The sequence below is a fragment of the Photorhabdus sp. RM322S genome (genome assembly GCF_042879395.1).
Classification (GTDB): Bacteria; Pseudomonadota; Gammaproteobacteria; order Enterobacterales; family Enterobacteriaceae; genus Photorhabdus; species Photorhabdus khanii.
Genome location: NZ_JBHFKW010000002.1, coordinates 191,113 through 212,386 on the forward strand (window position 1 = coordinate 191,113; position 21,274 = coordinate 212,386).

The 21,274-nt window shown below is 39.2% G+C and carries 25 protein-coding genes; 15 read left to right on the plus strand and 10 right to left on the minus strand.

Features of this window, described 5'->3' with window-relative positions:
• The first annotated feature begins 11 nt into the window (after positions 1-11).
• Complete coding sequence (gene pncA, locus ACGF63_RS02015; RefSeq protein ID WP_387628520.1) at positions 12-650, plus strand: bifunctional nicotinamidase/pyrazinamidase; 639 nt, start codon at positions 12-14, stop codon at positions 648-650.
• A 61-nt stretch (positions 651-711) separates the two neighbouring features.
• On the opposite strand, the gene ACGF63_RS02020 is transcribed toward pncA, so the two are convergent.
• Both ACGF63_RS02020 and msrB read right to left on the minus strand, forming a co-directional pair.
• On the minus strand, positions 712-981 hold the full coding sequence (locus ACGF63_RS02020; protein WP_036849548.1) for a YeaC family protein: 270 nt from the start codon (positions 979-981) through the stop codon (positions 712-714).
• Positions 982-1,065: 84 nt separating this feature from the next.
• Positions 1,066-1,476, minus strand: coding sequence for a peptide-methionine (R)-S-oxide reductase MsrB (gene msrB, locus ACGF63_RS02025; protein WP_036849621.1), 411 nt, complete (start codon positions 1,474-1,476; stop codon positions 1,066-1,068).
• A gap of 465 nt (positions 1,477-1,941) precedes the next feature.
• Between msrB and gapA the strand changes: the two genes are divergently transcribed.
• On the plus strand, positions 1,942-2,937 hold the full coding sequence (gapA, locus tag ACGF63_RS02030; protein ID WP_036849547.1) for a glyceraldehyde-3-phosphate dehydrogenase: 996 nt from the start codon (positions 1,942-1,944) through the stop codon (positions 2,935-2,937).
• A 126-nt stretch (positions 2,938-3,063) separates the two neighbouring features.
• Positions 3,064-3,942 carry a D-hexose-6-phosphate mutarotase gene (locus ACGF63_RS02035; protein WP_387628524.1) on the plus strand — a complete coding sequence of 293 codons (879 nt, stop codon included), beginning with the start codon at positions 3,064-3,066 and terminating at the stop codon, positions 3,940-3,942.
• Positions 3,943-4,022: 80 nt separating this feature from the next.
• Here the strand turns inward: ACGF63_RS02035 and ACGF63_RS02040 are convergent, their stop codons facing one another.
• The 4 genes from ACGF63_RS02040 to fadR form a co-directional block, all read right to left on the minus strand.
• Positions 4,023-4,775, minus strand: a complete 753-nt coding sequence (locus ACGF63_RS02040) for a MipA/OmpV family protein (RefSeq protein WP_036849545.1) — start codon at positions 4,773-4,775, stop codon at positions 4,023-4,025.
• Positions 4,776-5,069: 294 nt separating this feature from the next.
• Positions 5,070-6,146 (minus strand): catabolic alanine racemase DadX, encoded by a 1,077-nt coding sequence (gene dadX / locus ACGF63_RS02045; protein ID WP_152961902.1) that lies wholly within the window; start codon positions 6,144-6,146, stop codon positions 5,070-5,072.
• 1 nt (position 6,147) lies between these two features.
• Positions 6,148-7,458: a D-amino acid dehydrogenase gene (locus ACGF63_RS02050; protein ID WP_387628591.1), complete on the minus strand. Its 1,311-nt coding sequence runs from the start codon at positions 7,456-7,458 to the stop codon at positions 6,148-6,150.
• Positions 7,459-7,978: 520 nt separating this feature from the next.
• Positions 7,979-8,698, minus strand: coding sequence for a fatty acid metabolism transcriptional regulator FadR (gene fadR, locus ACGF63_RS02055; protein WP_132351553.1), 720 nt, complete (start codon positions 8,696-8,698; stop codon positions 7,979-7,981).
• Between the two features lie 222 nt (positions 8,699-8,920).
• Here fadR and nhaB point away from each other — a divergent pair, with 222 nt between their 5' ends.
• A complete protein-coding gene (gene nhaB / locus ACGF63_RS02060; RefSeq protein ID WP_387628528.1) occupies positions 8,921-10,468 on the plus strand; it encodes a sodium/proton antiporter NhaB in 1,548 nt (515 codons plus the stop codon).
• A gap of 179 nt (positions 10,469-10,647) precedes the next feature.
• A complete protein-coding gene (dsbB, locus tag ACGF63_RS02065) occupies positions 10,648-11,157 on the plus strand; it encodes a disulfide bond formation protein DsbB (protein WP_152961898.1) in 510 nt (169 codons plus the stop codon).
• 126 nt (positions 11,158-11,283) lie between these two features.
• Here dsbB and ACGF63_RS02070 read toward each other — a convergent pair whose 3' ends face one another.
• Both ACGF63_RS02070 and ACGF63_RS02075 read right to left on the minus strand, forming a co-directional pair.
• Entirely contained in the window at positions 11,284-11,589 is a 306-nt protein-coding gene (locus tag ACGF63_RS02070; protein ID WP_152961897.1) for a DUF333 domain-containing protein, read from the minus strand.
• 48 nt (positions 11,590-11,637) lie between these two features.
• The gene (locus ACGF63_RS02075) at positions 11,638-11,970 is read right to left on the minus strand and encodes a multidrug efflux SMR transporter (RefSeq protein ID WP_036849537.1); all 333 of its coding nucleotides are present in this window, start codon (positions 11,968-11,970) and stop codon (positions 11,638-11,640) included.
• Between the two features lie 437 nt (positions 11,971-12,407).
• Here ACGF63_RS02075 and ACGF63_RS02080 point away from each other — a divergent pair, with 437 nt between their 5' ends.
• From ACGF63_RS02080 to ACGF63_RS02120, 9 genes are all read left to right on the plus strand, one after another.
• Positions 12,408-13,415, plus strand: coding sequence for a hypothetical protein (locus ACGF63_RS02080; protein ID WP_387628533.1), 1,008 nt, complete (start codon positions 12,408-12,410; stop codon positions 13,413-13,415).
• On the plus strand, positions 13,412-13,816 hold the full coding sequence (locus ACGF63_RS02085; protein ID WP_132351565.1) for a hypothetical protein: 405 nt from the start codon (positions 13,412-13,414) through the stop codon (positions 13,814-13,816). Before ACGF63_RS02080 ends, ACGF63_RS02085 begins: the two co-directional genes overlap by 4 nt.
• A 41-nt stretch (positions 13,817-13,857) precedes the next feature.
• On the plus strand, positions 13,858-14,133 hold the full coding sequence (locus ACGF63_RS02090) for a hypothetical protein (RefSeq protein WP_387628536.1): 276 nt from the start codon (positions 13,858-13,860) through the stop codon (positions 14,131-14,133).
• Positions 14,134-14,821: 688 nt separating this feature from the next.
• Entirely contained in the window at positions 14,822-15,712 is an 891-nt protein-coding gene (locus ACGF63_RS02095) for a hypothetical protein (protein WP_387628539.1), read from the plus strand.
• Position 15,713: 1 nt separating this feature from the next.
• Entirely contained in the window at positions 15,714-16,133 is a 420-nt protein-coding gene (locus ACGF63_RS02100; RefSeq protein WP_387628541.1) for a hypothetical protein, read from the plus strand.
• A gap of 47 nt (positions 16,134-16,180) precedes the next feature.
• Entirely contained in the window at positions 16,181-16,588 is a 408-nt protein-coding gene (locus ACGF63_RS02105; RefSeq protein ID WP_387628544.1) for a hypothetical protein, read from the plus strand.
• A 29-nt stretch (positions 16,589-16,617) separates the two neighbouring features.
• On the plus strand, positions 16,618-17,037 hold the full coding sequence (locus tag ACGF63_RS02110; protein WP_132351575.1) for a hypothetical protein: 420 nt from the start codon (positions 16,618-16,620) through the stop codon (positions 17,035-17,037).
• Between the two features lie 47 nt (positions 17,038-17,084).
• Positions 17,085-17,492: a hypothetical protein gene (locus tag ACGF63_RS02115; RefSeq protein ID WP_132351577.1), complete on the plus strand. Its 408-nt coding sequence runs from the start codon at positions 17,085-17,087 to the stop codon at positions 17,490-17,492.
• 213 nt (positions 17,493-17,705) lie between these two features.
• On the plus strand, positions 17,706-18,113 hold the full coding sequence (locus tag ACGF63_RS02120; RefSeq protein ID WP_387628547.1) for a hypothetical protein: 408 nt from the start codon (positions 17,706-17,708) through the stop codon (positions 18,111-18,113).
• Between the two features lie 137 nt (positions 18,114-18,250).
• On the opposite strand, the gene ACGF63_RS02125 is transcribed toward ACGF63_RS02120, so the two are convergent.
• Positions 18,251-18,730, minus strand: a complete 480-nt coding sequence (locus tag ACGF63_RS02125) for an Hcp family type VI secretion system effector (protein ID WP_132351581.1) — start codon at positions 18,728-18,730, stop codon at positions 18,251-18,253.
• Between the two features lie 276 nt (positions 18,731-19,006).
• On the opposite strand from ACGF63_RS02125, the gene ttcA reads away from it, so the two are divergent.
• Positions 19,007-19,936: a tRNA 2-thiocytidine(32) synthetase TtcA gene (gene ttcA / locus ACGF63_RS02130; protein WP_387628594.1), complete on the plus strand. Its 930-nt coding sequence runs from the start codon at positions 19,007-19,009 to the stop codon at positions 19,934-19,936.
• A 347-nt stretch (positions 19,937-20,283) separates the two neighbouring features.
• On the opposite strand, the gene zntB is transcribed toward ttcA, so the two are convergent.
• Complete coding sequence (gene zntB / locus ACGF63_RS02135) at positions 20,284-21,267, minus strand: zinc transporter ZntB (protein WP_387628549.1); 984 nt, start codon at positions 21,265-21,267, stop codon at positions 20,284-20,286.
• Between the last annotated feature and the right edge of the window lie 7 nt (positions 21,268-21,274).

A 21,274-nucleotide genomic window follows, 5' to 3' on the forward strand; every position in this document is an offset into this window, starting at 1 on the left:
CCGAGAAAGAGATGAAAACAGCCCTATTACTTATTGATCTACAGAACGATTTCTGTACCGGCGGTGCGTTAGCCGTAAAAGAGAGTGAGCACGTCATTGATGTTGCAAATCAGGCAATTGATATCTGTCTGAAACACAATATCAGCATTATTGCCACCCAAGACTGGCACCCTGCTGAACATATGAGCTTCGCAGTCAACTCCGGCCAGAAGATCGGGGATATCGGTATACTGAACGGTATTCCACAAGTATGGTGGCCGGAACACTGTGTACAGGGGCAACATGGCGCTGATTTCCATCCACAATTGAACAAGCAGGCCATTATTGAGATTTTCTACAAAGGCGAAAATCCACAAATAGACAGCTACAGTGCTTTCTTTGACAACGGCCATCAGAGTAAAACCCGGCTTGATGACTGGTTGCAAACAGAGCAAATTGAGCGCCTGTTTATTATTGGTATCGCCACTGATTATTGTGTGAAGTTTACCGCGCTAGATGCGCTGGCACTAGGTTATGAAACCTGGGTAATTGCTGATGGTTGCCGGGGGGTTAATCTCAGTCCAGGCGACAGCCAATCCGCATTCAAAGAGATAAAAGCGCAAGGTACAATATTGATAGAACTTGCCCAACTGGAAAGCGCCCTTTTCTGAGAACAATCAAGGCCAGGCTGAGTTCAACAAACTCAGCCTTTTCATATCCATCTTGCGAAGATTATGTCTTGAATGTTGCCACCATTTCAGACTGAAAGGCCGCTTTCAGTTCTTGTTTACTCTTCATCACCAACTGACCATCAGTACCGATTGTCATATGCTCAGGTTCATGGTTATGCCTTGCTTGCCATAACATAATCATTTGCAGGCTATTCTCTTTCTGCTCCACAGTTAAAGGCACACCATCCTGCCATTTACCCAGTTCGACTGCCTGAACCAAGCGTTGATATATCTCTGGTGTCATTACTGATAACAGATCATCCAGTTCCATTGATATTTCCTCATTATTTTCCAGAATTAGCTGAAACGATTTTTCTTACATAAATTAACGGCAATGCCGGCAATGATAAAATGATTAACCTACTGTTTTTTCACCTGTATTTTCATCAGTGAAACTTAACGCAACCGAGTTAATACAAAAACGTTCTCCTGTCGGTTTCGGGCCATCAGGGAACACATGCCCCAAATGAGCGTCACAATGGCGGCAACGAACTTCAATACGCTGCATATTATGGCTATTATCATCAAGATACAGTATTGCATCATCGCTGACAGGCTGGTAAAAACTCGGCCAACCGCAGCCAGAATCAAATTTAGTATCGGACATAAATAACGGCTGCCCACAGCACAGACAATGATACACGCCACTTTTTTTATTATGTAGCAATTTCCCCGAAAATGGCGGTTCCGTCCCGGCATTCTGGGTAACATGACGCTGAATATCAGTAAGCTCTGTATAAAGGGAAACATCAGGATTCTTAGCCATAACGACCACCTTAATAAGACTCGTGTTCTCAATAAAATCAAATGATAATATACCCATTATCTTTCAAGTTGCCTCTTTGTTGGCTGCACTCGCTCACCCCGGTCACAGAGTTCGCTATGCTCCCGGGGATTCGCTCCCTTGCCGTCTCGATGCATCTTGAAATCTATAGGGTATAACAAGAAATTAACATTACATCAGTGGAATCTATTTTAAGCGGTTAACTGAAGATGTTTATCCCACTATTTGTGATGTGACTCGCATATCTAACCGATTAACTTTAAATATCTGTCTGCACCCCGATAATGAGGGGCAAATCGATTGCCAGTACCGCATAGCGAACGTCTAAATGGTGCACTCAAAGTCGATATTTTTCGACTATTGACACGATTCCGCTTGACGGCTGGCAAGGTTTTGGTAACTTTAGTAATAATTTTTAATTCACTAAAAAATAGCTGGTGGAACACTATGACTATCAAAGTAGGTATCAACGGTTTTGGTCGTATTGGCCGTATTGTTTTCCGTGCTGCACAAGAACGTTCAGACATCGAAATCGTCGCAATCAACGATTTGCTGGACGCAGAATACATGGCTTACATGCTGAAATACGATTCAACTCACGGCCGCTTCAATGGAACGGTTGAAGTAAAAGACGGCCACCTGGTTGTTAACGGTAAAACTATCCGTGTGACAGCAGAGAGAGATCCCGCTAACCTGAAATGGAATGACGTGGGCGTTGATGTTGTTGCAGAAGCAACAGGTATCTTCCTGACTGATGAAACTGCACGTAAGCACATTACTGCGGGTGCGAAAAAAGTGGTTCTGACCGGCCCATCCAAAGATGACACACCGATGTTTGTTATGGGTGTTAACCACAAAGCTTACGCAGGCCAGGACATCGTTTCCAATGCCTCTTGCACTACTAACTGTCTGGCGCCGCTGGCTAAAGTTATCAATGATAAATTCGGCATCGTTGAAGGCCTGATGACCACTGTTCACGCAACCACTGCGACTCAGAAAACCGTGGATGGCCCTTCTGCGAAAGATTGGCGTGGTGGTCGTGGCGCCGCTCAGAATATCATCCCATCTTCTACCGGTGCGGCGAAAGCGGTAGGTAAAGTTATCCCTGAGCTGAACGGTAAACTGACCGGTATGGCTTTCCGTGTTCCTACTCCTAACGTCTCTGTTGTTGATCTGACTGTACGTCTGGAAAAATCAGCCACTTATCAGCAAATCTGTGATGCCATCAAAGACGCGGCTGAAGGTGAACTGAAAGGTGTTCTGGGTTACACCGAAGATGACGTGGTGTCTAACGATTTCAACGGCGAAAAACTGACTTCTGTATTTGATGCAAAAGCCGGTATCGCTCTGAACGATAACTTTGTGAAGCTGGTTTCCTGGTATGACAACGAAACAGGTTACTCTAACAAAGTTCTGGATCTGATCACTCACATCTCTAAATAACTGAGTTATTACCTTGCCTGAAAAGAGTTGCCTTTCCTGGCGGCTCTTTTATTTTAATCTGCGTACAACATGCGTTATTCTTGGGCCATGCAATATGACTGCCTTGGGTTCATAAGGTCATGACACATGAACGATAAAATTTTTGCATTACCGGTTGCAGAACAGATCTCCCCTTCTATCAGTCAACGGAATATAGATGGCTTCCCATTGATAGTCGTATCTCATCCTAAAGTTCGGGGCGCAATCAGCCTGCAAGGGGCGCACCTTATCGCCTGGCAACCCTGTGATGAAGAACCGGGATTGTGGTTGAGCAGGAAAACAGCATTTAAAGCCGGCACCGCTATCCGCGGGGGTATTCCTATTTGTTGGCCCTGGTTTGGCCCCACAGGAGCACCAAAACATGGTTTTGCCAGAACGCTTCCTTGGGAATTTAGTGCACATCATGAACATGAAAATGGCGTAATATTAACTTTCATGCTGAAAGACAATGAATATAGCCGTAAATTGTGGCCTTATGATTTTACCCTGATTGCCCGTTTTAAACTGTGTGAAACCTGTGAAGTGGAGCTGGAAGCCTATGGTGATTATCAGGCAACCTGCGCCCTGCACACTTACCTGAATGTAGGCAATATTAATCAAATTTCAGTCAGTGGCCTGGGTAAACATTTTATTGATACTGTTGCTGACAAAGAGCAATACACAACAGGAGAAGATCTTATTTTCACCGGCCGTACTGATCGCATCTATACAGAGCCAGAAGATTTTAATCTGATAAGAGATAACTCACTGAAACGAACCATTGAAATTCACCATTACCATCACAGTGATGTTGTATGCTGGAATCCAGGCGCTGAATTATCGAATAATATGAAAGATATGTGTGATGAAGGTTACAAAAATATGATTTGTGTAGAAACAGCTCGTATAAATAAACCGTTAATTGCCAAAGATGATAGCCCAGCCCACATTTCGGTTGTCATTCGTTGCCGGAAAGACCATCAGTAAATATCTCAAAAAAAGCCACAAAAAAGACTGAATACAATCCGGTGGACTCAGTCTCTATCCGGTATTATCGTTTCGGGTAATTAAAAACTATATGTAATACCTGTCCAGACAATACTTGAATATGATTTATTAACCATTGGGCTATCTTTAATTTCACTCGGTAGCCACTCAACACGCCCCATCATGAATGCAGACCATTTCTGACTAAATTCATAATTGGCAGATAATTCCAAATAAGGAGTCCAGCTATCACCTGGAGTATATTTTTCCAACCCGCTACGATGTGATTCCCTCTCCTTAATACCATATTCGTAACGATTTTGTTTTTTACTATTCCAGACCACACCTAACCCTGGTTGTAATGACCAACTCCCCATGTCAAAGTCATATAAATAAGCCAGGTCAACCGTAATACCTTTACTTTTACTTAAAGTATCCACCGCAAAAGCACTACGTAATGTCCCCCAATCTTCATTATGACGATAACTAAAACCACCCATCATAGTATCGCGACGTTTATCCAGCTTTTTCAACTGCTTATCTTCATTGTCTTTTGGACTGAAACTTTGAGGATAATAATACACGTCTAAAGATAATTGATCTTTCGGTTCGTTCCACAAATAATATCCAGCAGCTAAAGTATGAAAATAGAAATTGTCATTTTCATAATTAACCATTGGAACAGGTAGCACTTTATCTTCGCTCTTTACTCCCTTATAAGGTAGTGACTGAGCCAGAACAGATACGCCAACTGACCACTGCCCTGCATAAGCTACCGATGAAGAAAAACAAAAAGTGATGGCTGCCGCTAGAACTTTTGCTTTGTTGATCATTATTAACTATTTCCTATAAAACAATTATGCGATTGGCTATTATCAAGTGTAAGTGTAAAAGATCATCTCCCTTATTTCCAAGAATAACATAGTATTTTTGTCCAAAAAGCACTATATGTCTAAATTATGCTTAATTTTCTTAACGAAAACATACAGATTATATGTGAAAAACAAATATATTAATTTAGAGAAATCGATAACTTATTTTCTGAATAATACCAGCAATAAATTATTATTTATCATTCCCTTTATCAGAACAAAACCGTCCTGTCTGATATTTAGCGACATTGATATTTAACGACATATAAATACCGGGACCCGATCCGCCAATGCACACAACAATTCATAACCAATAGTGCCAGGGATCTCTGCCACATCATCCACCGGCAGGTTTTGCCCCCATAATTCAACAGAACTGCCAATTTGGGCTTGCGGACAAGGTGTCAAATCCACTGACAACATGTCCATTGATACTGCTCCTAACACCTGAGTTCTGACGCCATCGACAATAACCGGGGTTCCTGTCATTGCTTTACGGGGGTAGCCATCAGCATAACCACAGGCAACAGTACCGACTCGAATAGGGCCTGATGCTGTATATTTACCGCCATAACCGATTTTTTCTCCGGCCTTGAGATGCTGAATGGCAATAATCTCACTTTGCAGACTCATCACGGCTTGCAACCCAATATCCGCAATATCTTTCCACTTTCCACTCGGAGAAGCACCATAAAGCACAATACCGGGACGTACCCAATCCCGATGAGTTTGCGGATACCACAGAGACGCGGCTGAATTAGCCAAACATTGAGCAATATCCAAACCCTGACTGACTGAATTAATAACGTTAAGTTGTTCCGTAACGCCAATTGCCTTCTTATCTGCATTCGCAAAATGCGACATCAACGTGATTTGCCCAATTTGCCGGATCCCCCTTGCCAGCGATAAAACCTCTCTATATTGATCCGCAGGAAAGCCCAACCGATTCATGCCGCTGTTTAGTTTTAGATAAATATCGATTGGCCTATTCAAATTAGCCATCTCGATTGCTTTAAGTTGCCAATGACTGTGTACCACCGTTGTCAACTGATACTGATCAATTATCGACAAATCTTCAGGTTTGAAAAACCCCTCCAACAGCAAGATCGGCCGCTGCCAACCCTGCTCCCGCAATAAAATGGCCTCATTAAACTCAAGTAAAGCAAACCCATCTGTCTGATCGAGATACCGCCATAGACAACGCAGGCCATGCCCATAAGCATTTGCTTTAACTACAGACCAGATTTTGCTATTACCGACCCTATTACGAATAATCGCCAGGTTATTTTTCAACGCATCAAGATGGATCGTTGCCGAAATCGGACGTGGCATATCAGTTCCTCAGTTCAGTGTGCAATTGATGGCCCAATGGCCCCAATTTCGTATTAAAACCATTAATATAACGGAATACTGACAAATCATCAGATGCAATGGAGGGCTTCTTACCTGAAATAAGATCCGCCAGTAACTGACTGGAACCACATGCCATCGTCCATCCTAACGTGCCGTGCCCTGTATTGAGGTAGAGATTGTTATAGTCAGTCGGACCAACAATTGGAGTCCCATCGGGTGTCATTGGCCGTAAGCCCGTCCAGAAATTAGCCTGAGCAATATCGCCCCCTCCCGGATAGAGATCCTGCACGACCATTTTTAATGTTTCACAACGTGTTTTAAGCACATTCAAATTGAAGCCCACAACTTCTGCCATGCCGCCAACACGAATACGATTGTCAAACCGGGTGATCGCAATTTTGTATGTTTCATCCAACGCAGTCGAGACCGGAGCCCGTTCTGCATCTACAATCGGCATAGTTAATGAATAACCTTTCAGTGGATATACCGGGATTTTGACAAGACCCTTCAACAGTTCAGTGGAATAGGCGCCCATCGCAACAACATAGCTGTCTGCCGTCATGACGCCATCTTCGCACTGGACACCCGTAATACGATGCCCTTCTACCAGCAACTGTTTGACCTGTTTATTAAACAGAAACGTAACCCCAGCCGCTTCTGCCATTTTTGCCAGTTCTTTGGTAAAAAGCTGACAATCACCCGTTTCATCATTCGGTAACTGTAAGCCTCCCGTCAGTTTATGAGCAACATGGGCCAATGCCGGTTCGACTGTCGCCAGCTTATCTGCCGTTAACAGGTTGTAAGGCACACCTTCTTGTTCAAGAACCGCGATGTCATTCATCGCATTATCAAACTGCTTATTGGTGCGGAATAATTGAAGCGTGCCCCCCTGACGACCTTCATATTGAATACCGGTATCGGCCCTTAACTGTTTGATACAGTCGCGGCTGTACTCTGCCAGCCGTACCATCCGGCTTTTATTGATTGCATAGTGATTTGCATCACAATTGCGCAGCATCTGCCACATCCAACGTAACTGGAACAGCGAGCCATCAGGGCGAATAGACAGTGGAGCATGACGTTGAAACATCCATTTAATGGCTTTCAGTGGAATGCCCGGCGCGCCCCACGGCGTCGCGTATCCCGGCGAAATCTGACCGGCATTCGCCGCGCTGGTCTCCTGCGCAGCACTTCCCTGACGATCAATAACGGTTACTTCATGACCTTGCTGTACCAAATACCAGGCACTGGTTACACCAATAACGCCGCTACCTAAAACAAGGATTTTCATCATGGTCCCCTGATGATTAAAAATTTAGCCAAGCATAATATGCTGCCTAAAAAAAACCAATATAGGACAATCCTCGGTAACGTCAATAATCTACATTTATGATTTAGGTCACAATAACATTACATTTATGCAACAAGAATATTTATTGCTTTTATACAAGCAACTAACAAAAAATGGCAATAAGATGATGAAATTAAAGTAAAAATTATTATTCATGTCGTAAGATAACTATTGAATATCCAGTAATTATTCTTAGTTTTTCAGCGAAAATAATGATTCAATTAAACAACCACAAGATACCAATAACCATCAATTAATCGAAATAAAAGTCCAAAAAAAATCTATAATTTTGGAATAATATTCTAAAATTGACACCTTGTGATTGCCTTAAGATATGAGGAAAAAAACAACAAAATTCCCGGGGCAGCGCATTCTGACCCGGGTCAATTCAAAATAGTTCTGATTTGAAACTAATGAATTGGATTAAGACTTGGCATTAAGTAAAAATACTGACGGGGTATCAACGACCAACTTCAGCTAAATCACTTGGCATCGTACTTTGCATACTGTGCCAAATGATACCGCTCTCTTTGCCATAGTTACGTACACATTCCATGACTTTATCGTAGGATTTATCACGGCATAACGTCGCCAGTTGCTGATAAAAGTTCAATGCCAATTTACGTGCCTCAGGATTAGAGAAGTAATAACGTCCTACACGGGTATATAACCCTTTTAATCCATTGATAATAAGGCCGTAAATTGGATTATCTGAAGCAAAAGCCAAACCACGGAAAATATCATAATCCAGAGCGCTGAAAGACTCTGAGTTATCTTCCACATTCTCTTTTTTTGCCAACACTTCCAATGACTGACTTGGATTATGCCTAAAAGCCGTGCGAATAAATATTGCAGCAATATTCGTTCTCACTGCCAGTAGGTTATCAATCAATTCAGGAACGCGATCGTGATCAAGACGAGCCAGTGTTTCTAAAATATTAAGACCTGATGTTTCCCAAAAGTTATTCACTTTTGTTGGCTTACCATGCTGAATAGTTAACCAACCATCACGTGCCAAACGCTGCAATACCTCACGCAGGGTAGTCCTTGTTACACCAATTAACTCAGATAATTCACGTTCTGCCGGAAGAATAGAGCCAGGAGCAAAACGGCCGTTCCATATACTCTCAATAATATATTCTTCCGCAAAACCTGCGGGACTTTGAGCCTTAATGACCATATTTTTGTTATTCCAACGTGAATTTTTCAACTAATAATAGATGAAATTATATCAGAATGCGCCCCTCCAATATAGCTGTCTAGTCTAGAAACCGCAAAAACGGTCACGAAAAAAGCACACGAATTGTTTAATTGTGCTTCATCTCCCTTAAAATATTTTGTATTAAAGCGTACTATTGTTTAGAGAACACGACTTTACGAATTTAGAGGAATTTTAATTACCATGGAAACCAATATTCGGAAAGCGGCGATAAAAAACTTTCTCGGCAACTCGCCGAATTGGTATAAGTTAGCTATCATCGTTTTTCTCATCATCAATCCGCTTGTATTCTTCTTCATCAACCCATTTGTTGCCGGCTGGCTGCTGGTTGTCGAATTTATCTTTACGTTGGCAATGGCACTTAAATGTTACCCGTTACAACCCGGTGGCCTGTTGGCAATTGAAGCGGTCCTCATCGGCATGACCTCACCTCAACAAATTGGTCATGAAATTGCTAATAACCTGGAAGTTGTTCTGCTGCTGATATTTATGGTTGCAGGAATTTACTTCATGAAGCAGCTATTATTATTTGCGTTCACTAAACTCCTTCTATCCATAAAATCTAAACGGATGCTTGCCCTGGCATTTTGTTTAGCCAGTGCATTCCTCTCGGCATTTCTTGATGCCCTGACGGTTATCGCCGTGGTTATTAGTGTTTCCCTTGGCTTCTATTCTATCTATAACAATTTTATCTCTGATCAGCATGATGCACTGAAGCCGAATAATGATCGTCACATTGATGCAGAGAAAAGGAAACAAACGCTCGCCCAGTTTCGTGCTTTTTTACGCAGCCTGATGATGCATGCAGGTTTAGGGACTGCGCTCGGTGGTGTGATGACCATGGTGGGAGAACCCCAAAATCTGATTATCGCCAAAAGTGTTGGCTGGGATTTCGTCACCTTCTTTATTCGCATGGCGCCGGTTACCTTGCCTGTTTTTATCTGTGGGCTGCTAGTCTGTTTTCTGGTCGAACACTTTAAGTTATTCGGTTATGGTGCAGAATTGCCGGAACGCGTCCGGCAAGTGCTGGAAAATTATGATAAAAAAACCAGCGCAAAACGAACCCGCCAGGAAAAAGCGCAGCTTATTGCTCAGACACTAATTGGCCTATGGTTAATTGTCGCTCTGGCGTTTCATTTGGCCGAGGTTGGCCTGATCGGTCTGTCAGTTATTATTCTGACCACCTCTTTTTGCGGTATCACGGAAGAACATGCGCTGGGCAAAGCGTTTGAAGAGGCATTGCCATTCACGGCATTATTAACGGTTTTCTTTGCCATTGTTGCCGTGATCGTTGACCAGCAACTGTTTACGCCATTTATTCAGTTCGTCTTGCAGTCTTCAGAAACTTCTCAGCTTTCCCTGTTCTATCTGTTTAATGGCCTGCTCTCAGCCGTGTCAGATAACGTGTTTGTTGGTACGGTTTATATCAATGAAGCCAAAGCGGCTCTGCAAGAAGGGCTGATCTCACATAAACAATATGAATATCTGGCGGTTGCCATTAATACCGGCACTAACCTGCCTTCTGTCGCGACACCTAATGGACAAGCCGCATTCCTGTTCCTGCTGACCTCGGCATTATCACCCTTAATCCGTCTGTCTTATGGCCGCATGGTCATGATGGCATTACCCTATACCATCGTGATGACGCTGGTCGGTTTACTCTGTGTGGAATTTCTGTTAATTCCGGTGACTGACATCATGGTTCATTGGGGTTTAATCGCTTTGCCATAGTCGGCCACAAATTTATTTCATAACGTTATTACTAACGCCGGATTGAACGCAAATTACGCTCAATCCGACTTTATTTTTTACCCGAAAAAACAGATTTACTTTAATTGACTTTTTTTGTTCCATTTTAGGCGGCAAAATAGGCATTCAATTATTTATCTTATCTGCATGGAAAAAAGGAAATGATGCGATTTTTAAACCACTATTCCCAAGGACGAAACGCATGGCTGTTAATGACTTTTACTGCCTTGATACTGGAAGGTTCAGCCTTATATTTTCAGCACGTGATGAAATTACAGCCCTGTGTGATGTGTATTTATGAGCGGGTTGCTCTGTTTGGTGTGTTAGGTGCTGGATTACTGGGCGCGATCGCACCAAAAACGCCGTTACGTTGGTTGGCGATTATTTTGTGGATCTACAGTGCCTGGCGTGGCCTGCAATTGGCATGGGAACATACGATGATCCAGTTATATCCTTCCCCATTTAATACTTGTGATTTTTTTGTAAACTTTCCGTCATGGCTGGCATTAGATAAATGGCTCCCTGCGGTATTTGAAGCCTCCGGTGACTGTTCAGTAAGACAATGGCAATTTCTGTCATTAGAGATGCCACAATGGTTAATCGGTATTTTTGCCGCTTATTTGATTGTTGCTGTATTAGTATTGATCAGCCAATTTTTTAATCGGAGATAATTGCCCATTCAGACGCTAAAACGGTTGGCTGGTGAATCCAATATACTCGCAGAATCATGCCTAAAGGTGCCTACCACAGTGATCCCAACGGCATGTTCCTGCTCATAACAGGCAGTTGCTTCAACCTTAAATTGGTGCGCAAGAACCTTGCAGCAACGCCCTTTCGTTACAACGCTTGCCATTCACCAACTGACAAACCGGTGTTTGTGTACCATTTAATTGTACGGCTAATGCAGGTGTACCACCTGCATAAATACACGTTGCTCTGGCATCAATTCCAAGGCCAATTTCTGGCGGAGAATATTGCATCGCCTGATATTGGACAAATGTTTTCCCTGTTTGGCTACTACAGCCAGCCAATAAAGCAAAATTAAAGAGTACTCCTCCTAATAAGGCTTTGTTGAATCCTTTCTTATCGTCGATATTTAACATATCTCTTCTCCGAAAAACAATTCAGGGAAAACCATGCAGCATCATTAATTAATGCGCACCGCTGTCAGAAAGCAAATTTATTACCATAACGCCCGCAATGATAAGCGCCATACCTAACATCGCCGCCCAATCCAACTTCTGCTGATATAAAAATATCGCCGCAACAGAAACCAGCACAATACCAAGACCAGACCATATCGCGTAGGCAACGCCCAATGGCACAACTTTAACTACCTGAGATAATGCCCAGAAAGCAATGCCATATCCAACAATGACCAGTATAGAAGGGAATAATTTACTAAACCCATCGGAAGCTTTTAATGAAGCGGTTGCCACAACCTCAGCAACAATTGCCATTGCTAAATATACAAATCCATTCATAACTTTACTCTCTATAACAGAAAAACATAAATTGAACAATACTAATAGACAAAAACGAGCTGAATCTATCACAAATTCTGGCAAGAGTAACGTAACAAAAATGATATATTTCGTTCCCTAAATCCAATTTAAACATTATTTACAGCGTGCCCGTGGAAGTGTCCTGATGACAAGAAGATCGTTGGAAAGATTTTACAAGAAATATGGAAAAGTGCTAATGATAGCTTCCAGTTTTGCGATTCAGACCAAAATCATTCAGCGCGATAACCTTTACCATCACCTGATGAAATATAGCGTCGAGAGATTAAGAACCGATATATTTATAAATTAAAAATAATCCTATTATCTGATTAAGCAATAATCGTGGAACTAAAATAAACTTATACTGTCTGAATTCGAGTAATCTTATTTCAAAATGCTTTGAGAGGCAAAATAGTATGGAGAGGAACATTCAACCCGGTTTCTGTGTAGTACAACAACCCGGAGGATTAAGCTTTCAGGCAAACCTGCTGTTCAGCCATTCAAATAGCGAAGCAGCTCATTATTTTATGGCGCTGAACTCAGACAACCGATTCCTAAAACCAGGGCAGATCCTGCTTGTTGCCGATCCCGATTCTTATAATCCGCCGCATATAATGCAGCTCTTAAAGCAATCTCAGTATGAAATAAATCAATCCGTTGCTCCCTTGCCTGATGAATATGCCACATTTTTGCATCGTCATTTTGGTCTGTTTCATTATTTGCTGGATCAGGGTGGGACGCTTATCAGCACCGCTTCATCACTGAGTGAAAGCTATTTTTCTGAAATTAATAAAAACCTGTCAAGGTTACAGTCTCTTTATCAGAAAGAATATAGGTTAAATGGGCTAAATCAGAAGTATGCCAGCCCCGATTTTTATCTAGAAAGACAGAAGATCATGGGTAACCTAAAGAGACTATTGAATAAAGTTGGGCGACTTTCTTTAAAAATCGAAGAACATCCTAACTTAAAACATGCACTAAAGTTATCAACTAAATCCATTGCTCATCAATGGGATAAAGCAGGAATTGGTGCAATAAAGGGATATAGTCAAACAATTATCCAAAGTGCAAAAATGGTTAAATGGATGAAATACGGTGGTCGTATTGCGATTGGTCTGGATTTTATTGATACCACCGGACAAGTTATTGATGCCTGTAATTATGGACAATCAGGACAATGTGAGAAAGTGATAATTAAAGAATATAGTAAATTTGCTGGCAGAACGGGAGGTGGGATGGCAGGAGGATATTATGGCGGTATAGCAGCAGGTGCGGCATGTTTCGCTCTTGGAGTGGCAACTGAAGGATTAGCTCTTGGACTTTGCATAGCAGGTGGTGGTTTAGCTGGTGGGACTATAGGTAGCTATGGGGTTGAGAAGGCTATGGGATTTTCTGCAAATTTATTTATAGAGAATTTATTATGAGCATATCAGACTTAATGACAATTATTTCCGTTATTCTTTTCTTCTTCTTTTTAATTACATCAATAGCTATTTACAAAATAAATCAAAAAAAGATGGATAAAATTATTGAATTATATATAGAAAAAGGATTTTGTTTGTCATCAGGCGCATATATGGGTCATCTTATGGGTATTCATGGTCAGTTTTATCCTGCCGTATTTTTCTATAGGCTATTAACAGGAAAAAGAATAAGGATAAATAGACCTGATAGTAAATATATGCCCCAAGAACCTTATGATTTCATTCAAAAACTACCCTCCAATTTAACCCACTGGATAAAAATATACTTCATCACTATTAATATAAGTGGAGTCTTCTTCTTTATATTAATGACAATGTACTTATTTAAAACATACGATTAATTTTAAACTGAAATCTGTTGGGTATTCAATAGGATATTAATATGAATAAAATAATTTATACTATCATGCTTATCCTTTACATTTTATTTCTTACTTCATTTGCTGTATCTGTAATCATTTACAAAATAAACCAGAAAAAGATGGATAAAATTATTGAATTATATATGGAAAAAGGATTTTGCTTGTCATCAGGAGCATATATGGGTCATCTTATCGGTATTCAAGGTCAGCTTTATCCTGCCGTATTTTTCTACAGGTTATTAACAGGAAAAAGAATAAGAATAAATAGACCTGATAGTAAACATATGCCCAAATAACCTTATGATTTCATTCAAAAATTACCAAAAAACATGACCAATTGGTTGAAAATCTATATCTTAACTATCTCTACCAGCCTATTATCCTTCGCCATTGGAATGATATTTGTTTTATATTTAAAATACTTCTGAAAGACTACAAGTGAATAATATGAATATTTTAAAATACGCTACCCAAAATCATCTATATGTCTTCCTTATCAGGGATCTTTGGCAGTATTATTGTTCCTTATTTTCTTTATCAGTTAATAACCAAGAGAAAATCACCACTATCATATTCTTTTATAGAAAACTCCAGATAAAATGAAGATTTTATATTCGCCAAAAACTCTGAATTACCTTTCTTAGATTTCAATGATGAAATTGTAAAAAACAGTTAGATATCTTATATAAATGTAAAGTACGACAGGTAACCTTTACCCTCATCGAGTAAAACATAGCTTCGTGAGATTAAACACTTGTATATTTATAAGTTAAAAATATTATCTGATTGTGTAATGGCTATGGAACTAAAGTAAAACTACTCTGTCTGAAATTAAGTAACCTTATTCAACGCACTTTGGGAGCAAAATAGAGTATGGAAAGGAACATTCAACCCGGTTTCTGTGTAGTACAACAACCCGGAGGATTAAGTTTTCAGGCAAGCCTGCTGTTCAGCCATTCAAATAGCAAAGCAGCCCATTATTTTATGGCGCTGAACTCAGACAGCCGGTTCCTAAAACCGGGGCAGATCCTGCTTGTTGCCGATCCCGATTCTTATAATCCGCCGCATATAATGCAGCTCTTAAAGCAATCCCAATATGAAATAAATCAATCCGTTGCTCCCTTGCCTGATGAATATGCCGCATTTTTGCATCGTCATTTTGGTCTGTTTCATTATTTACTGGATCAGGGGGGGACACTGATCGGCACCGCTTCATCACTGGGTGACAGCTATTTTTCTGAAATTAAAAAAAACCTGTCAAGGTTACAGTCTCTTTATCAGAAAGAATATAGGTTAAATGGGCTAAATCAGAAGTATGCCAGCCCTGATTTTTATCTAGAAAGACAAAAGATCATGGGTAACCTAAAGAGACTATTGAATAAAGTTGGGCGACTTTCTTTAAAAATCGAAGAACATCCTAACTTAAAACATGCACTAAAGTTATCAACTAAATCCATTGCTCATCAATGGGATAAAGCAGGGATTGGTGCAATAAAGGGATATAGTCAAACAATTATCCAAAGTACAAAAATGGTTAAATGGATGAAATACGGTGGTCGTATCGCGATCGGTCTGGATTTTATTGATACCACCGGACAAGTTATTGATGCCTGTAATTACGGACAATCAGGACAATGTGAAAAAGTGGCAATTAAGGAATATAGTAAATTTGCTGGTAGAACGGGGGGTGGGATGGCAGGAGGATATTATGGCGGTATAGCAGCAGGTGCGGCATGTTTCGCTCTTGGAGTAGCAACTGAAGGATTAGCTCTTGGACTTTGCATGGCGGGGGGCGGGCTTGCAGGTGGTTATGTCGGTAGTAAAAGTGGGGAATGGTTCCTCGAACTTATTGTTGAATACTCAATGGGATATTAACATGAATAGAATTACCTTTATCATTTTACTTATTTTTTGCACTTCTTTTTTTCTTTTTCTTGCTATATCAATAATTATTTACAAAATAAATCAAAAAAAGATGGATGAAATTATTGAATTATATATGGAAAAAGGATTTTGTTTGTCATCAGGAGCATATATGGGTCATCTTATGGGTATTCATGGTCAGTTTTATCCTGCCGTATTTTTCTATAAGCTATTAACAGGAAAAAGAATAAGAATAAATAGACCTGATAGTAAATATATGCCACAAGAATCTTATGATTTTATTCAAAGTTTACCGTCTAGTTTAACTCACTGGATAAAAATATATTTCATTACCATGAATATAAGTGGAGCATGCTTCTTTATATCAATAATAACGAGTTTATGTCACAAATACTCTTATCTTTTAAACTAACAACTAAACTCGAATAAAACATGCCGAATATTCAGTAGGATATTAATATGAATAGAATAATTTATACTATCATGCTTATCCTTTACATTTTATTTCTCACTTCACTTGCTGTATCTGTAATCATTTACAAAATAAACCAGAAAAAAATGGATAAAATTATTGAATCATATATTAACGAAGGACTTTATTTATCAACAAGTGTAAAATTGGGCCGGTTTTTGGGTATCCATGGTCAATTTTATGTCGCAGTGTTTTTTTATCAATTATTAACCGGAAAGAAAATGAGAATAAATGAAAAAGATAGCAAATACATGTACCAAGAATCTTACGACTTTATTCAACGTTTACCTTCCCGTTTAACTCATTGGATAAAAATTTATTTTATCACCATTAATACCAGTGGTTTATTTTTCTTTATAATAATGATAATATTTTTATTTAAAGAATATGCTTAACTATATTGAATACTTAGCAAAAGGTTAATATGAATAGAATTACTTTTATCATCTTACTTATTTCTTATATTTCCACCATTCTTTTTCTCGTTATATCTATAGTCATTTACAAAATAAATCAGAAAAAAATGGATGAAATTATTGAATTATATATAGGAAAAGGGCTTTGTTTATCAACAGGCGTGAATATTGGCCGATTTCTAGGTGTTTATGGTCAGTTCCAAGTTGCTACATTTTTCTACATGTTATTAACTGGAAGAAGAATGAGAATAAATAAACCTGATAGTAAATACATGTACCAAGAATCTTACGACTTTATTCAAAGTTTACCTTTCAGTTTAACTCATTGGATAAAAGTATACTTCATTACCATTAATATAAGTGGAACATGCTTCTTTATATCAATAGTAACGGGATTATGTCACAAATATTCTTATCTTTTAAACTAACAGCTAAACTCGAATAAAATATATTGAATATTCAATAAGATATTAATATGAACAGACTAATTTATGCTATCATGCTTATCCTTTACATTTTATTTCTTGCTTTTTTTGTTGTATCAGTAGCCATTTACAAGATAAATCAGAAGAAGATAGATAAAATTATTGAATCGTATATAGAAGAAGGGCTTTATTTATCAGCAGGTGTAAAATTGGGCCAATTCCTGGGTGTCCATGGTCAGTTTTATGTCGCAGTGTTTTTTTACCAATTATTAATCGGCAAAAGAATGAGAATAAATGAAAAAGATAGTAAATATATGTATAAGGAGTCCTATGATTTTATTCAAAAATTACCTAAAAATATGACAAATTGGTTGAAAATTTATATTTTAACTATCTCTATCAGCCTGTTATCCTTCGCCTTTGCAATATTATTTGCCTTATATTTCAAATACACCTGAAAAACTATTAACCAAGAGTATTTTTATTTTAAAATAGAAAATTCACTGAGGATTATCAATGTATAAATCTATCATAATAACAGACACCTATATTACCCCTCTTTATTATCTTTCTCCACACCAATAACTATGGAGTTATTTATGAAATACGTTTATTTCTAAAGTAAAAACTAAGAAAAAACAAACCTGTCAAATGCTCAATAGGATAATAATATGAATAGAACCACTTTTATCATCTTACTTATTTGTTATATTTCCTCCATTCTTTTTCTCGTTATATCTATAGCCATTTACAAAATAAATCAGAAAAAAATGGATGAAATTATTGATTTATATATAGGAAAAGAGCTTTGTTTATCGACAGGCGTAAATATTGTCCGATTTCTAGGTGTTTATGGTCAGTTTCAAGTTGCTACATTTTTCTACATGTTATTAACTGGAAAAAGAATGAGAATAAATAAACCTGATAGCAAATACATGTACCAAGAATCTTACGACTTTATTCAAAGTTTACCTTCCCGTTTAACTCATTGGATAAAAATTTATTTCATTACCATTAATATAAGTTTTGTATTCTTCTTTATATCAATAGTCATTGGTTTATTCGAAAAGTATGCTTAACTACTAACTAAAGTCTAAACGTATGAATTGTATTTTAGAATTAGGATTATAATAATCACAACTCCTTTATATTAATATGTTTATTCAAAACACACGCTTAGTTATTAAATAAAAACTAAGCGTATAAATTATAGCTATCAATAAACCATCTCATCCCAGATGCAATATCCTGATGTTCCTGCCATATAATGCCGACAAGTAATATTAACATACTGAACTGAAACAACTTCCTCCGGTTGACCTTTGTTATCATTAACAACATGCGGATAATTAACATTTAAACCGCAAATTTTTGCCCCAGTGAGCAAGATGGAATAGAAAAGTTCTTGTGAGCCTATTTGCGAGGTCCGATAAACATCAAATGTCAATTCCAGTTTTTCATGGTTAGCCGCCGCTATCATGAGTAATGGTGAAGATTTATCTAATGGTTTAATGAAGTTTACCGGCTGATAATTTACATTCTGCGCAACAGTCAGGCCATGATTAAATTGCAGTACCATAATTTGATTTTCATGCCCATTCTGATACCGGTTGCCAATAGAATCCAGAGTTGAGCATCCTTGAGAAATAAGCCCTTGCGTTTCACCTTTTATCGTTACATAAATCATATTTGCCATACTATTTATCCTATATTTCTGCTTAATCTTTCATTCTGAACTGCTTTCTTTATATTTCAATGATAAAATTGTAAAAAACAGTTAGATATCTTATATAAATGTAAACATAGAATACCTATAGTCAATCAGAAGGCGCGTTCCTTTGCTTCTATAACAGAAAGAACTGTCAATTCATCAGTATTAACGGGTAAAAACGAGCGGAATCTGTCACAAACTCTTTAAGGTGCCGGGTGATAAAAATGGTATACTCTCCCCCCTAAATTCCATTTAAACATTATTTACAGAGCGTCCGTGGTGGATCAGAAAGCACAATATAACCAGAACAAATTACAGAAACGTTTACGTCGTGATGTCGGTCAGGCCATCGCTGATTTCAATATGATTGAGGAAGGCGACCGTATTATGGTCTGCCTTTCCGGTGGTAAAGATAGCTATACCTTGTTGTCCATCCTGCAAAATCTGCAAAAAAGTGCTCCGGTTAATTTCTCACTTGTTGCAGTTAATCTCGATCAGAAACAGCCAAGTTTTCCTGAGCATATTCTTCCCGCTTATCTGGATGAACTCGGTGTCGAATATAAAATTGTCGAAGAAAATACTTACGGCATTGTGAAAGAAAAAATACCCGAAGGTAAAACAACGTGTTCTCTCTGTTCCCGTCTGCGGCGGGGCATTTTATATCGCACAGCGACCGAGTTGGGCGCAACTAAGATTGCATTAGGCCATCACCGCGATGATATTTTGCAAACCCTGTTTCTCAATATGTTTTACGGCGGCAAACTAAAAGGGATGCCACCGAAGTTGATGAGTGATAATGGTAAGCATATTGTGATCCGTCCCCTCGCCTATTGCCGTGAGAAAGATATTGAGCGCTATGCAACCGCCAAAGATTTTCCTATCATTCCTTGTAATCTCTGTGGCTCGCAACCAAACCTACAACGTCAGGTTATCAAAGATATGTTACGGGAATGGGATAAACGCTATCCGGGAAGAATTGAAACGATGTTCCGTGCGGTACAAAATGTCGTTCCATCCCATCTCAGTGATTTTAATCTGTTCGATTTTAAAAATATCACTCATGGAAGTGAAGTTATTGATGGCGGTGATCTCGCTTTTGACCGTGAAGAATTACCGGTACAACCTGCCGTTGATATAGAAGATCAACCCGATTATCAATCGGAACGGCTGGATATTGTCGAAGTAAAATAGTTATTTAATAATACCGCTCCTGATATATTTCAGAGCGGTAATTTCATTTTATTTTCCATTGCCATCTTTATTTACTCTTTCCCTATTCTGCTTATAACGACAATGAAAAAAGCCGATATTAAAGAGTAATATCGGCACAAGAATGGGCAATTATTCTGTATAAAGACTCATGTGAGAAAAACTATAATTACGGAGAACAACGTTCATCGCTTAACGTTGTTTTCACCTGCGGAAGTCATAATGCCCCAATGACGCCAAGTGAGTATTGATATATCTCAAGTTAAAGGTCAGTTTTAGCCATATTTCCCAGCAGTTGTGTTTTATTTCTCTGAGCAATCGTTTAATTTTCATAACCATCTACTGCGCTTTAACCACCACGCAACAAATATAATCAATCCCAGTAATAATAAGCAAAAAATACTAAAGCCCAAATAATATTCATTGCCAGGAATACCCCCCAGGTTGACGCCAAATAATCCGGTCAGGAATGTTGTTGGCAAAAAAACCATCGCAAATAATGACATGACATAAGTACGACGATTCATCGCATCCGCCATCATTGATGTAATTTCATCTGAAATAATGGCGGTACGGGCAATGCAACCATCCAAATCATCCAATTCCCTTCCCAGACGCTCGGCAATCTCCTGCATCCGGCGACGATCTTCATCACTCATCCAAGGTAATCTTTCACTGGCAAGACGGGCAAATACATCTCTCTGAGGCGCCATATAACGACGCAAAACAATCAATTGCTTACGCAGCAAGGCCAATCCACCCCGCCCCGGTATCCGTTGCTCCAGGATCATATTTTCAAGCTCAATAAGATTGTCATGAAGATCTTCAATAAAATTACCGACTTCATCAGTGATTGCATCAACCATGTCGACCAGCCAGTGCCCGGTAGTTTGCGCGCCAATGCCATTTTGCAAATCATTCAAAACCTGTTCAAGGGAATGAACTTTACGATGGCGGCTGGAAATAACCATTTTAGAATTAATATAAATGCGGAACACCACCAGCTGATCGGGGCGTTCACTTTCATTACTATTAATTGTTCGCAGCGTGATCATCGTACCATCGCCGGTACGGATTATTTTCGGCCTCAAGCTTTCCCCAGCCAACCCCGCTTTAACCGATTCTGGTAATAAATCCGTCTCTATTATCCAGCGATAACTCTTGGGATTACGGTAATCCAGATGTTGCCAGAAAGGTTGAGCTGGTGTGGCTAATGCATTCATCTCTATCAGTGTCATTCCACCTTGACCATCAAACTGACAAGTATAGACTGCATCGGCATCTTTAAATGATGAACCATAAATTGTTTCCACATCCAGC

Bases quoted from the DNA above. Each gene is read 5' to 3' on its own strand.
- pncA (WP_387628520.1), top strand. From the start codon at position 12: ATGAAAACAGCCCTATTACTTATTGATCTACAGAACGATTTCTGTACC.
- ACGF63_RS02020 (WP_036849548.1), bottom strand. From the start codon at position 981: ATGGAACTGGATGATCTGTTATCAGTAATGACACCAGAGATATATCAA.
- msrB (WP_036849621.1), bottom strand. From the start codon at position 1,476: ATGGCTAAGAATCCTGATGTTTCCCTTTATACAGAGCTTACTGATATT.
- gapA (WP_036849547.1), top strand. From the start codon at position 1,942: ATGACTATCAAAGTAGGTATCAACGGTTTTGGTCGTATTGGCCGTATT.
- ACGF63_RS02035 (WP_387628524.1), top strand. From the start codon at position 3,064: ATGAACGATAAAATTTTTGCATTACCGGTTGCAGAACAGATCTCCCCT.
- ACGF63_RS02040 (WP_036849545.1), bottom strand. From the start codon at position 4,775: ATGATCAACAAAGCAAAAGTTCTAGCGGCAGCCATCACTTTTTGTTTT.
- dadX (WP_152961902.1), bottom strand. From the start codon at position 6,146: ATGCCACGTCCGATTTCGGCAACGATCCATCTTGATGCGTTGAAAAAT.
- ACGF63_RS02050 (WP_387628591.1), bottom strand. From the start codon at position 7,458: ATGAAAATCCTTGTTTTAGGTAGCGGCGTTATTGGTGTAACCAGTGCC.
- fadR (WP_132351553.1), bottom strand. From the start codon at position 8,698: ATGGTCATTAAGGCTCAAAGTCCCGCAGGTTTTGCGGAAGAATATATT.
- nhaB (WP_387628528.1), top strand. From the start codon at position 8,921: ATGGAAACCAATATTCGGAAAGCGGCGATAAAAAACTTTCTCGGCAAC.
- dsbB (WP_152961898.1), top strand. From the start codon at position 10,648: ATGATGCGATTTTTAAACCACTATTCCCAAGGACGAAACGCATGGCTG.
- ACGF63_RS02070 (WP_152961897.1), bottom strand. From the start codon at position 11,589: ATGTTAAATATCGACGATAAGAAAGGATTCAACAAAGCCTTATTAGGA.
- ACGF63_RS02075 (WP_036849537.1), bottom strand. From the start codon at position 11,970: ATGAATGGATTTGTATATTTAGCAATGGCAATTGTTGCTGAGGTTGTG.
- ACGF63_RS02080 (WP_387628533.1), top strand. From the start codon at position 12,408: ATGGAGAGGAACATTCAACCCGGTTTCTGTGTAGTACAACAACCCGGA.
- ACGF63_RS02085 (WP_132351565.1), top strand. From the start codon at position 13,412: ATGAGCATATCAGACTTAATGACAATTATTTCCGTTATTCTTTTCTTC.
- ACGF63_RS02090 (WP_387628536.1), top strand. From the start codon at position 13,858: ATGAATAAAATAATTTATACTATCATGCTTATCCTTTACATTTTATTT.
- ACGF63_RS02095 (WP_387628539.1), top strand. From the start codon at position 14,822: ATGGCGCTGAACTCAGACAGCCGGTTCCTAAAACCGGGGCAGATCCTG.
- ACGF63_RS02100 (WP_387628541.1), top strand. From the start codon at position 15,714: ATGAATAGAATTACCTTTATCATTTTACTTATTTTTTGCACTTCTTTT.
- ACGF63_RS02105 (WP_387628544.1), top strand. From the start codon at position 16,181: ATGAATAGAATAATTTATACTATCATGCTTATCCTTTACATTTTATTT.
- ACGF63_RS02110 (WP_132351575.1), top strand. From the start codon at position 16,618: ATGAATAGAATTACTTTTATCATCTTACTTATTTCTTATATTTCCACC.
- ACGF63_RS02115 (WP_132351577.1), top strand. From the start codon at position 17,085: ATGAACAGACTAATTTATGCTATCATGCTTATCCTTTACATTTTATTT.
- ACGF63_RS02120 (WP_387628547.1), top strand. From the start codon at position 17,706: ATGAATAGAACCACTTTTATCATCTTACTTATTTGTTATATTTCCTCC.
- ACGF63_RS02125 (WP_132351581.1), bottom strand. From the start codon at position 18,730: ATGGCAAATATGATTTATGTAACGATAAAAGGTGAAACGCAAGGGCTT.